Source organism: Vibrio sp. 10N.222.49.A3, from assembly GCF_041475145.1.
Lineage (GTDB): Bacteria > Pseudomonadota > Gammaproteobacteria > Enterobacterales > Vibrionaceae > Vibrio > Vibrio tasmaniensis_A.
In genome coordinates this window covers 2,529-14,988 of the sequence record NZ_JBFRVM010000115.1, presented here as the reverse complement: position 1 = coordinate 14,988, position 12,460 = coordinate 2,529, and the positions used below count along the sequence as shown (strand labels likewise).

The following is a 12,460-nucleotide window of genomic DNA, read 5'->3' as shown; positions in this document are numbered from 1 at the left end:
ATATATGCTGGTTTTTTTATAGAATCTTATTCAGTCACTATTCCTGTTTCGTTTAACTTAATACTCGAATGAAGCTGACTCAAAAAATCACTCTGCGGCCTAACCTATATAACTATTGTAGCCTGTATAACACCCCATAACTTACTGTAACCTGTATAGTCGGAGCCTGTATAGTTAGTGGTTTTCGAAAAGACTAAGCAGGTTGAGCAACAAAGCTTTCTCGTTCAAGTTCACTTTGCATGTTTTTTCCATCCTTGTAGGTCGCGGCAATTGAAACGAACTCTTGTTCGACGGCCAGAAAAGCTTGGACAATTTGCGGGTCAAAATGGGTCCCATTGCCCTCCAAGATAATCTGTTTCGCTTGCTCATGAGTAAAGGCTGGCTTGTAGACTCGCTTCGATATTAATGCGTCATAAACATCGGCCAATGCCATTAAGCGGCCGGATAGAGGAATATCTTCCCCAGACAGTTGGTTGGGATAACCGCTGCCATTCCATTTCTCGTGGTGAGTGAGAGAAATCTCTTTCGCGACTCTTAAGAAAGAACTGCTTCCTAATTGCTTTTCTGCAATAGATAACGCTTCGGCGCCAATAGCAGGGTGACCTTTCATTATCTCAAACTCTTCATCCGTCAGTTTGCCCGGTTTTAGCAGCACACTGTCAGGTACTCCAACCTTACCTACATCATGCAGTGGGGCAGATTTATAAAGCAGCTCGATATAGTTGGGTGTTAATAAGATCGCGTGAGCTTCAGATTTGCTGAGCTCCAGTGCGAGTACCTTTACGTATTCTTGAGTTCGTAAAATATGGGCGCCAGTTTCATTGTCTCGAGATTCAGCTAGTGCAGATAAGCTAACAATCGCGACGTCACGTGTGGTTTTTACTTCGTCTTGAGCGTTTTCGAGGCTATCAAGCATGGTATTGGTCATAGATGCTATTGACCCAAGCTCGTTGTAGCTGAATATAGGTAAGCGAACGCCTGGCTCACCATTAGTTACTTTACTTAATGCGTGCTCTTGGCTTAGAAGAATACGTCTAATCAGCTGGCTCCATAGAGTCATGATGGTTATCGCGTATCCACCTAGTACAACCGCCAAATAAATGAACTCTTTGATCACGCTGATCTTGCCCGTACCATCTAGCAAACGGCTGGGGTTGTGTTCTAGCCAGAAGATGTCTTTGACGGCCACCATAGTCAGCATGGTGGTCAGTGTTACCAGAAGCACGATGACCAAACCAATCATTTGTTTAACCAGTGAACTTCTTTCACCTATCAGGTGGAAGTCAAATTGCCCAGTCATCTCCATTTCATCTATTTGGCTAAGCTTCGCTTTCAATTGAAGAATGGTTCCGGTAAAGAAACCGAATAGACTCATACCAAACAGAACTTTCAAGTTACTGTCTATCGTGAATTCGTAGCTTAGGTTGTAGTAGAGCGCGAAAGGAATACTCGCGGCAAAGAACAACATAGTATCGAGTTGTGCAAATCGACCTTGTTTGACTAAGGTGTGTTGCGATAGCAAATAATGACGCGCTAGCCACAATAAGATAAAGACACTACTGACTTGGGTGAAAATTTCTAACGTCGTTAAGCTTTCGAGCATCGGGCATACCCGACTGCCGTAGGTGCCAAATAGCACGCCAGCGATGACGTATAATTGAGTCGTTAGCGATTGATTGTAATTTGAAGTATCCATCGATAAGCCTTTGTTCATTTTCATCTTAAGGTCTCGCAACTATTCCTAAGTTTACGAATACGTATTTTGTGTATTAATTCACGAGGCTGGTAGGTATGTATGGCTAGTATAGCGAGTGTGAATAAGGTCGGGGATTCTATCGATAGCTTTTGTTGAATGATACAAAAAATTGGTTTGTGTTAGATAATTGTTAGCTAGATGGGTGTTATTACGGCAGTTTTTATGAAGGCACTTGAATAGTCCCGGTTGAAATACGAGACTATTCAGTCGATATATTTGAGTAAAGTCGAGAGTGATTGACGACTACTTACCTCTAATCAAATTACTTTTTCAGATTGATTTCAGATTCAATTGAGTTGGTTTCAATGTCTGGGTGAGATGCTAGTTTGTCTGATGCCCATTGGTTTAGGTGTTTCAGAATAGCAGACACCGCGTGTTTCTCAGTTGGTGCTTGATCTTGATCGACGTCGATCTCCTGCTTTGGATGTGAGCCTGTTGCATCTTCAGCGATATGGAGCCAGTCTGGGTGCCAGTAATATGGCTGGCCACTCGGTGTTGTCCAACTATGAACACCGTTTGACTCTCCTTTATAACTTAACTGGTCTGCTTCTATTTTTTTCATTTTTATCTCGCATGTTTTTTGGATTACATCAAATTATAGAGGCGTAGAACGAACTTGGCTCTCGCCTTGGTTACAAACTTAGCAAAGCATACAAAGTTATCTGTGAACCAATTCACACTATTATAGAAATTAGGCTCAATCATATGGATAGCAGCAATAGTTGTTAACGTTAGTGATAAAATCTCAGGCTTATTAGAATTTCTCTAGGTAGTACAATTAGATGGCGCGTTATGAAGAGCTTGCAAAGGATATTCGAACTCAGATAGCGAACAACACGTGGCGTTCAGGAGAAAAGATCCCTTCCGTCCGCATGAGTTGTCGCAATTACAGCGTCAGCAATAGTACTGTCTTACAAGCCTACCAATTGTTAGAAAGCGAAGGGTGGATCATCGCTAAGCCTCAGTCGGGCTACTTTGTTGCACCACGTGTGGACGGCGTTGATTATGAACTGCCGTTAGTACACAAAAAGAAAGCCATTAATGATCGCTTATTCGACTTTTTGAAATCGAGTTCAGCTGAGGGGATTATTCCTTTTGGATCAGCATTCCCAGATCCTGACCTTTTTCCTTTGCCTACCTTGACTAGAAACCTCGCCAGTGCGGGAAGGAAGATGACAGGTGCTAGTGTGATCAATAATCTGCCACCGGGCAGTGAGTCCCTAAGAAGACAAATCGCTCAACGTTACCTGCAGCAAGGTATTACGGTTAACCATCAAGATATCGTGATCACCTCTGGCGCAATGGAAGCGCTTAACTTAAGCCTGCAAACGGTTACTAAATCGGGTGATAATGTTGTGATTGAATCTCCAGCATTCTATGGCGCGTTACAGGCGGTAGAGAGGCTAGGCCTAATCCCTATTGAGGTGGATGTTTGCCCAGTTGGTGGATTGAATATTGAACAGTTTGAAAGTGCATTAAAAAGCCAACAGGTAAAAGCGTGTTGGCTGATGACGACGTTTCAAAACCCGACTGGAACAAGTTTGTCTGAAGATGCGAAGCGCCGAGTGGTTGAGGTTGCTGAACAATACAAGACTTATATTATCGAAGATGATGTTTACGGCGACCTATATTTCGAAGGGCATAAACCTAAACCGCTAAAAGCATTTGATAAAACAGACTCAGTGTTGCTATGCGGCTCTTACTCTAAGAGTTTATGTCCTGGCTATCGTGTTGGTTGGGTGGTGAGTTCGCGTTTTAATGATGCGATTCAAAAACTTCAGCTTCTTTCTACGCTGTCGAGTAGTGCTCCTGTGCAGCTTGGCGTCGCGCACTTCTTGACACACGAAAGCTACGACAATCACCTTCGTAAATTGCGTAAAAATCTTCTAATGAGAAAAAAGCGATTTATAGAGGTCATTAAGCAATATTTCCCACATTCCATCGAGATAGAAGACCCTGCTGGTGGTTACTTCGTGTGGGTACGGTTCTCTCCTCACTTCGATAGCCAACAATTCCATCAGTTCGCGATTGCTCAAGGCATTAGCGTCGCCTCTGGAGACCTCTTTAGCGAGTTGGGCAGAGTAGACAACGCGATTAGATTGAACTTCTCTTATGAACTCACAGCAGAGAAAGAGCAAGCGCTGCTCTTACTTGGTAAGCTTGCGCGTCAACTTACGCACTCGTAAAACCGTAAGTCACTCATAAAAAAGACAATGATTCCAACTGTACGGACTGATACCGATGCAACTGTACGCCTTCTTGACCAACGAGTTGTGATTCAATATCGATAGACCAAATATTGGAGATACCGTTATGTTGAAAATGACTATGGGTAACGAAGTTAAGTTGATTATCGTTGCTATTGTGTGTGCACTTCTGTTAATCCTCGGCCACGTACTACTGGCAAAAGCATTCGCTGATATGGCATGGGCAGAATACACGACTGCCGCCATCCCATTCGTTATGATGGCAATCTGCGGTCTCGCGATAAAATACGCTATCGACCAAGATGTCGACTAAGTTTTTGAGTACACAAAAATGATCTTTCAGAGCCCCTCCATGATTTGGTGGGGCTTTTTCGTTGTATACATGAAACGGAATTGCGTAGGCATCGTTGTTATCGTCGTGAAATAAAAATCCTTGATGAAATACAATTACTATACACACCTGTTTCAAGCACATAAAACTTGTTTTTGAAAGTGAATGCATTTGAACAGAAAGGCGATCAGTGAATAAAAAAGAAGCCCTACTTATGCTAAGTAGGGCTTCTTTAAGTATTGTGTAAAATTACTTAGTAATTAGCGTACTTTGCTTAGCATTGAATTCAAAGTTCGAAGTCTTGGTTACCGATTTGGTTACGGTCGGAGCTACGCTACCTAGCATATCTCTCTTTGTCGTTCTTTCGTAATTGACAAGTTGAACTTGGTCACCTTTGAGAGTGCTCTCTAAGCAGTTAGCAACAGTGACCAGTTTCCCTGATGCGACTTTGAACTTGATTTTTTTACAGTAGTTAATTGTGTTGACTGATGGGTCTTTAACTAGGGTAAATTGTTCATCTGCAATCTCAACTTGGATCGCGCTTTTGTTCAATTCAACCTGAACAGATGTGTGTGATGTTTCAATGCCATAATTTTCGATCATCAAACCCGTTTCAATTAAGGGCTTAGGAGCGACACGGTACTTATCATCGGACCTATATGCTGTATTTATTGTGTCCGTTTTTGAGTTATAGACAGTCGTCGGCTGAGTTGATGTAGCTTTGAATACATACGATTTGGTAACAGGATCTAGTTTACCATTACCCTTTAAGTAGGTTATTAACTCATCTCGGTTTGATACATTAAATTGCTTGAATAATAGTGAAGAGACATGATCAAGTGCATATACACTTTTTCTCACGTGGTTTTCTACCGCTACAGCTTTCAGGCTATCGCTCACAACGTCCAGCAGGTTGTTGTTCAAAAGGCTGTTTTTAGGAGTGTAATTTGCTCGTAGGTCTTTTGTAACACCCGTCATTACAGACGCCAAACCATACGTAGATACTTCAGCAGGAGTCATATAATGCATTCCTTGAGCCGGAGCAGCTTTCAGTGTAAACCAGTAGAAGCCGCTCGGATCTGGTAATCCCATCTTTTTATAATAATCAATGTAGGGTTTATGCTCACTATGACCAACAGGCAATGAAGCCCCTTGTAAAGACCCTTGTGCCCATGAGTGAACGCCTAATCGAGCACCTGGTTCAATCGTTCTTTTCACACCCGCAGCGAAAAGGTCAGTTCCCCCCGAAGCGACATGTCCAATAGAGCTAATGTACGTGTCTAATTTTTTCGCTCTTACTTTGTACGCTAGTTGAATGTTGGCATCATCATTCATAGAGCCACCCATATCGATGAAGTTCAGCGTTTTTGTATTCGGGTGAGCTTTGATCATATCGTCAAATGCTTTGGGACTACCACTACATGCAACGCCATTGACACTCGCTATTGTACCCTTAATCTTGAAGGTTAAGGCTGTATCCCCTTGTAAGGGTTGCGAACATTTAGAGATAAATACCACTGGCTTTTGCGTTGGCTTAACTGTTGGTTTTTTCGCGGGAGTCGATGAGCCTCCTCCGCCACATCCGGTTAAAGTGATTAGTAGAGCTGCAGATAAAATGCTTGTTTTCATTGGGGTCCCTAAAAATTTATATTCACAAATTAATTAGTAAGAAGAATAATTTATACAGGACATCAATACTGTATGACTTTGTCAGGTGTTCATTACATAAAATTACAGTGCTTAACTATATGATTTTGATTTGTTGATTTGTTGATTTGTTATCTTCACGTCTAACCGCTTTTGAATCGAGAATACGCAGGAGAATTTGTGGGTGGGGAAGGGAGGTTGTGGGTAACAGAAATAATCTCGGGGAATAAAAAAACCTCCGTACATACGGAGGTTTTTATCTATTTAATTAATTATCTATCTATACTGACTTCTCTGAAAGAAGAAAGCTGAGATTAGAAGTTAGCAGAGCGTGGTGTACGTGGGAACGGGATAACGTCACGAACGTTGCCCATACCTGTTACGTAAGACACTAGACGCTCAAAGCCAAGACCGAAGCCAGCGTGAGGCACTGTGCCGTATTTACGTAGGTCGCGGTACCAGCTCATGTGCTCAGGGTCGATACCCATACCAATCATGCGCTCGTCTAGAATGTCTAGACGCTCTTCACGTTGTGCACCACCGATGATTTCACCGATGCCTGGTGCAAGTACGTCCATTGCTGCAACTGTTTTGCCGTCGTCGTTTAAGCGCATGTAGAAAGCTTTGATGTCTTTCGGGTAGTTCTTAACGATAACAGGTGCTTTGAAGTGCTCTTCAGCTAGGTAACGCTCATGCTCAGAAGACATGTCGATGCCCCACTCAACGTCGAATTCAAATTTCTTACCAGAATCTAGTAGGATTTGGATTGCGTCAGTGTAGTCAACTTGTGCGAAATCAGCGTCTACGAATTGCTCTAGACGAGTGATTGCTTCTTTGTCGATGCGAGAAGCGAAGAACTCAAGGTCGTCGCGGCGTTCTTCAAGAACAGCAGCGAAAACGTACTTAAGCATGTCTTCAGCCAGTTTCGCTACATCGTCAAGGTCTGCAAACGCAACTTCAGGCTCAACCATCCAGAATTCAGCTAGGTGGCGGCTTGTGTTTGAGTTTTCAGCACGGAACGTAGGACCGAACGTGTAAACCTTGCTTAGTGCACAAGCGTAAGCTTCAGCATTAAGTTGGCCAGATACTGTTAGGAAAGTTTCTTTACCGAAGAAATCTTCGTTGAAGTCAACTTTGCCTTCGTCAGTGCGAGGCAGGTTTTCCATGTCTAGCGTCGATACGCGGAACATTTCACCAGCGCCTTCTGCATCAGATGCAGTGATAAGCGGAGCTGAAGTCCAGAAGAAACCTTGCTCGTGGTAGAAACGGTGAATCGCTTGAGATAAACAGTTACGTACACGTGCTACTGCGCCGATCACGTTCGTACGTGGGCGTAGGTGAGCAACTTCACGAAGGTATTCAATAGAGTGACGTGTCTTAGCCATTGGGTAAGTGTCAGCGTCTTCAACCCAGCCTACAACTTTAACGTCAGTTGCTGCTAGTTCGAAGTCTTGACCTTTCGCAGGAGACTCAACAATCTTACCTGTTACTTCAACAGAGCAGCCAGTTGTTAGCTTTAATACTTCGTCTTCGTAATTATTAAGATTATTAGGAACCACGGCCTGAATCGGGTCGAAACAAGAGCCGTCATAAATGGCAAGGAAAGAGATTCCAGCTTTGGAATCACGACGTGAACGGATCCAGCCGCGAACAGTTACTTCACTGTCTACCGCTAGCTTGCCGCCAAGTACGTCTGTTACAGGCGCGTAAGTCATGTTGATTTCATTCTCCATTGAGGGACAAATTCAACTCAAAGTCTCTAGCATTGAGGCAAATGAACATATATTTGCACAATAATTAGCCGAAACATTGAGTTGTATAAACTTTTTAAATCGATTGAACATATTACCTGTCATACCGACAGCTTCAACCTTTATTCTTGCTTGGTGAAAGAAATATTGTGTCTACTGACGATAAATAGGTTTGAGGGTGTGTTTTTTGTTCGATTTTTCCTTGTGATTGTTGATTTTAGAGAACTAGGGGAGTGGACTAGTGCGAATGGTTAAGGATTTTCATTACTTGTTGATCTGCTGTAATTAGAGTAGTTCAAACGACGGGACTGAAGGGCATAAACAGTTTTGGTTTGTTCAGAAATCGTTAATATTCGAAACCTTTGTTTGCAATATTGGTCGTGTGATTAAAGTGGCACTCACTCTATATTGTCGGCCATTCTGACCTGTGTAGGACAAACGCGATAAAAAAAAGCACAGGTGTTGATTTCGTTCTACTAAACAATCACCCACTAAAGGAGTTTAATATTCACGTGTTAATTACGCCGCCTTAACCCCTGCATTCTCTCTACACCCGCACTTTTCGAGCGCTCGCTCATTCAAGAAAAACAGTCGATCAAATTATGTCTGAACAAGGTAGGACTGGCTGTACAAGTAAAAGAGAATTACATGCTTAATTATTTAAAAAAACACTGGTTATCAAACGTTAAAGGAGATTCATTATCTGGGATTGTGGTTGCACTCGCATTAATCCCTGAAGCCATCGCATTTTCAATTATCGCAGGCGTCGACCCTAAAGTAGGGCTTTATGCTTCTTTCTGTATCTGTGTTGTAACCGCTTTGGTTGGCAGTCGTCCGGGGATGATCTCTGGGGCAACGGGCGCAATGGCGCTGTTGATGGTTACCTTAGTGAGAGAACACGGGCTAGAGTATCTACTCGCAGCTTCATTTCTTGCTGGCGTCATTCAAATCGCGGCTGGATACCTCAAGCTTGGTAATCTGATGAATTTCGTTTCCAAATCGGTGATTACTGGGTTTGTTAACGCGCTCGCTATTCTTATATTTATGGCTCAGCTCCCTGAGTTGATCAACGTCCCTTCGAGCGTTTACGTGTTAGTCGCTTTGGGTTTGGCGATCATTTATCTGCTTCCTTATTTTCCCAAGTTTGGTCGTGCGATACCTTCTCCATTAGTCGCGATTGTTGCCCTGACTATTATCAGTTTGTTATTTGGTTTAGATGTCAGAACGATTGGCGATATGGGCAAGCTTCCGGATTCACTGCCTGTATTCTTGATCCCTAATATTCCATTCACGTTTGATACGCTTGCAACCATCCTGCCATATTCTATCGCTCTATCTCTGGTTGGCTTACTGGAATCATTGATGACGGTGACCGATACTGAAAGTAATAAGAACAATGAATGCAAAGGGCAGGGTGTAGCAAACATCGCTGCCTCACTATTTGGTGGTATGGCGGGGTGTGCGATGATCGGTCAGTCGATCATTAACATCAAATCAGGCGGCTTAACCCGATTATCCAGTATGATCGCTGGGGTTGTTTTGTTGCTAATGGTGGTGTTTGTTTCTGATTGGTTGAAGCTGATACCGATGGCGGCTTTAGTGTCTGTGATGATCATGGTTTCAATCGGCACGTTTTCATGGCGTTCTGTTGTTGAACTTAAAGATCACACGCTCCCTACTAATGTGACGATGCTAGCGACCGTAGCGGTGGTGGTGTTTACGCACAATCTCGCGATAGGTGTTGCAGTTGGCGTGGTGTTGTCAGCTTTGTTTTATGCGCATGCCAGCAAGTCGATGGTCTTTATATCTGATGAAGTGGTGACTAACGAACTGCACACCACCCATCGAGTAAAAGGCCATGTCTTTTTTGCTTCTTCAGATGCGTTTGTCGATCTATTTGACTATGACAAGGCCACGTCTTTAGTGACGATCGATATATCGGATGCATCGTTCCTAGATAACACGTCGGTTGAGGCGCTTGATAAGGTCGTGTTTAAGTTCCGAAAAAAGGGTGCTTATGTAGAGGTCGCAGGAATGGATACCGTGAGTGCGAATCTGATATTCAAACACGCGATGTACCACAAGCATAAAGACTTAACCGCGGTTTCCATTACGCACTAATCATGGTTTAAGGTAGTTTAAAAGTTTAAAAGTTTAAAAGCCTGAACTAGACATTGTTATGAAGATAAAGCGCTCATCTTTGAGCGCTTTTTTGTTGATGTCGCTAGGGGAGTTCTAACGGCCTATGACTGACCTTTATCGTTGGTATTTGAGTTCGATAAGGTGAATTGGTTGATAAGAGATTCAAGGTGATCTGATAGCTCTTCTAAATCATTACTGATTCCACGAGTCTCAGCTGCAGACTGCGATGTGTTGTCGGCGTGAGAAGTGATGGTTTCAACTTTTTGTTGCACATCTTGGGTTGCTTGTGTGGTGGATTGCGTCTGTTGCTGAATATTTTGTGCATGAGCTAACACTTGTTTCATTTCTTCAACGACACCGTTCATTTCAACGGACAGTGCGTCGATATCTGTCGAGCTTTGATGTGCTTGTTCGCAAACGCGGTCAGCAGAATTCAGCGATTCTTCACTGCCTTGTTGGAACTGCTGAATGATAGACTCAATACTGCCAGTAGCCTCTGCCGTTCGTGATGCAAGATTACGAACTTCATCTGCCACTACCGCAAAGCCGCGACCTTGTTCTCCCGCTCGAGCCGCTTCAATCGCTGCATTCAAGGCTAGAAGGTTGGTTTGGTCGGCAATGCCACGAATCACACTCAATATTGAAGAGACTTCTCCAGTTTGCTCATTAAGTGTTTGTATCTTGTGTTTCACTTCTTCGATACTGCTCACTAGATTCTTAATCTCACTACTTGCATCATGTGCTTGGTTAGCACTCTTACAAGCCACATCTGAGGTGTGATTGATGAGTTCTGACGCGGTTAAAGTGGCTTGTTCTACATTGACCTGTTGTGCTTGTATTCCTTCGACATTGTTTTGCACTTCTGTGGTTTCGTTTTGTTGATCGCTGGCGGCTTGCTCGGTAATTTGAGCAACGCTAGTCAGTTGATTGGCTGACGCATTCAGTTTGTGCGAAGTATCTTGTACCTTTTCTAAGCTGTTAGAAACGGTTCCCATGAACGAGTTGATGGCGTTAGCCAGCGTGCCAATCTCATCTTTACTTTGTTCGGGCAAACGAGTGGACAGGTTTTTATCGCTGCTTACTTGGGTCATAAACCGCGAAGTCTGTTGAAGAGGGCGAACGATAATCTTACGAATTAATCCCATCGTAAGAACAAACCCGGCGAAGGAGATAACCGCCATAATGCCTATAGCAGCCATGGTTTGAGTGTTGATCAGCGCGTTAACGTGGCTGAGGTTATATTCTAGGCGAATCGCGCCTAATACTTCACCTTCTGGTGCCATATGACATGCCACACAATTGGTGCCGCGATAGTTCTCGCTCGACTTCATTGGCAGAGCAATAACCAAGCCTTTACCCCAATCGGCAGAAAAGGGTTCGATAACAGTTTCGCCTGCTAGCGCTCGTTTATCGATATCATCAATAGGTGTTTGGTTGTCATTGCCAGGTCCGTACAATTTGCTCACTGCATCGGCGCGCAGTACACGAACATTTTCAATGCCTTCTTGCGCTAACGCTTTCTGACGAAGGGTCTCTTTTTGTGCCATGGTGCCAGTCAGCATCATCATATTAAGGCTATCGAAATAGTTGCTTGCCTTATCGTGAAGCTGCTCACTTAACACCGAGTTTACAAGTTGCTTTTGCTGCGAATATTGAAAGTAAGTCGATATTGCAAGCAAGAAAGTGAACACAATGGCGAGGGCTACTAGGATTTTAAAGGTGATTGTTGAGCGCATAAGGTGTTTGTTTTTATTAAGTATAATGACATGCATACTTTACGTGTAAGCGGCTCTACCACCTATGGGGTATAACCGATTGTGTGACCATACTCCGGTTGTGGTTATGTTTCTGTGATGTAGTGGGTTTGTTTCTCGTTGGGCGAGAAGGTTAAGCGTATGGTGATTTTCAAGCCATCTTTATATGTGTTTTATTGTGACTCAAGTGAGTGGCTAGCAACAAGATCCACCCTTGCCGCTAATAAGGCCGTACAGTGGTGATAGAACTTGTAGTGTGCATTGGTTTTACGTAATATTACGTGTCATTTTTTAGCCTGAGAAACACAATGAGAACTGAGTTATACAAAGAGTTTATGTTTGAAGCAGCCCACCATCTTCCACACGTGCCAGAAGGGCATAAGTGCGGTCGTTTGCATGGTCACTCTTTTCTTGTTCGTTTGTACGTAGAAGGCGAAGTTGACCCGCATACAGGTTGGGTAATCGACTTTTCTGAAATTAAAGCTGTATTCAAACCAATTTACGACCGTTTAGACCACTACTACCTAAACGACATTGAAGGTTTAGAAAACCCGACAAGTGAAGTATTGGCTAAGTGGATCTGGAATGAACTTAAACCAAGCTTGCCACTTTTGAGCAAGGTTGAGATTAAAGAAACATGTACAGCGGGTTGTATCTACCGCGGTGAATAAGGTTTCGATGCTGTAGATTTCAAAGATACAGCTATCAAAGTTACAGCTATCAAGGCAACAGTCTTCAATACTATAGCTTTCAAGGTTATAGCCTTAAAAGCTATAATCGAACGAAAGGCGCTTACAAGAGCGCCTTTTTTGTAGCTGTCATATATGTTTGGGTGCTCTTTATACAAGCTTTGTTGTTAATGGGGGGGGGGG

The 12,460-nt window shown here is 43.2% G+C and carries 9 protein-coding genes; 4 read left to right on the top strand and 5 right to left on the bottom strand.

Features of this window, described 5'->3' with window-relative positions; all coding sequences use genetic code 11:
• Window positions 1–193: 193 nt before the first annotated feature.
• Window positions 194–1,720: an HD-GYP domain-containing protein gene (locus AB4589_RS18755; protein WP_029223785.1), complete on the bottom strand. Its 1,527-nt coding sequence runs from the start codon at window positions 1,718–1,720 to the stop codon at window positions 194–196.
• A 298-nt stretch (window positions 1,721–2,018) separates the two neighbouring features.
• Window positions 2,019–2,318 (bottom strand): hypothetical protein, encoded by a 300-nt coding sequence (locus AB4589_RS18750; protein WP_009847048.1) that lies wholly within the window; start codon window positions 2,316–2,318, stop codon window positions 2,019–2,021.
• 220 nt (window positions 2,319–2,538) lie between these two features.
• Between AB4589_RS18750 and AB4589_RS18745 the strand changes: the two genes are divergently transcribed.
• Window positions 2,539–3,942 carry a PLP-dependent aminotransferase family protein gene (locus AB4589_RS18745; RefSeq protein ID WP_372101480.1) on the top strand — a complete coding sequence of 468 codons (1,404 nt, stop codon included), beginning with the start codon at window positions 2,539–2,541 and terminating at the stop codon, window positions 3,940–3,942.
• A 127-nt stretch (window positions 3,943–4,069) separates the two neighbouring features.
• Entirely contained in the window at window positions 4,070–4,276 is a 207-nt protein-coding gene (locus AB4589_RS18740) for a hypothetical protein (protein WP_004734707.1), read from the top strand.
• 267 nt (window positions 4,277–4,543) lie between these two features.
• Here AB4589_RS18740 and AB4589_RS18735 read toward each other — a convergent pair whose 3' ends face one another.
• Both AB4589_RS18735 and asnS read right to left on the bottom strand, forming a co-directional pair.
• On the bottom strand, window positions 4,544–5,923 hold the full coding sequence (locus AB4589_RS18735) for a hypothetical protein (RefSeq protein WP_372101478.1): 1,380 nt from the start codon (window positions 5,921–5,923) through the stop codon (window positions 4,544–4,546).
• A 332-nt stretch (window positions 5,924–6,255) separates the two neighbouring features.
• Complete coding sequence (gene asnS, locus AB4589_RS18730; RefSeq protein ID WP_004734710.1) at window positions 6,256–7,656, bottom strand: asparagine--tRNA ligase; 1,401 nt, start codon at window positions 7,654–7,656, stop codon at window positions 6,256–6,258.
• A 684-nt stretch (window positions 7,657–8,340) separates the two neighbouring features.
• Here asnS and AB4589_RS18725 point away from each other — a divergent pair.
• A complete protein-coding gene (locus AB4589_RS18725; RefSeq protein ID WP_372101476.1) occupies window positions 8,341–9,813 on the top strand; it encodes a SulP family inorganic anion transporter in 1,473 nt (490 codons plus the stop codon).
• Between the two features lie 122 nt (window positions 9,814–9,935).
• On the opposite strand, the gene AB4589_RS18720 is transcribed toward AB4589_RS18725, so the two are convergent.
• Window positions 9,936–11,570 carry a methyl-accepting chemotaxis protein gene (locus tag AB4589_RS18720; RefSeq protein ID WP_372101474.1) on the bottom strand — a complete coding sequence of 545 codons (1,635 nt, stop codon included), beginning with the start codon at window positions 11,568–11,570 and terminating at the stop codon, window positions 9,936–9,938.
• A 326-nt stretch (window positions 11,571–11,896) separates the two neighbouring features.
• Between AB4589_RS18720 and queD the strand changes: the two genes are divergently transcribed.
• Window positions 11,897–12,259, top strand: a complete 363-nt coding sequence (queD, locus tag AB4589_RS18715) for a 6-carboxytetrahydropterin synthase QueD (protein WP_009847038.1) — start codon at window positions 11,897–11,899, stop codon at window positions 12,257–12,259.
• The last annotated feature ends 201 nt before the right edge of the window (window positions 12,260–12,460 follow it).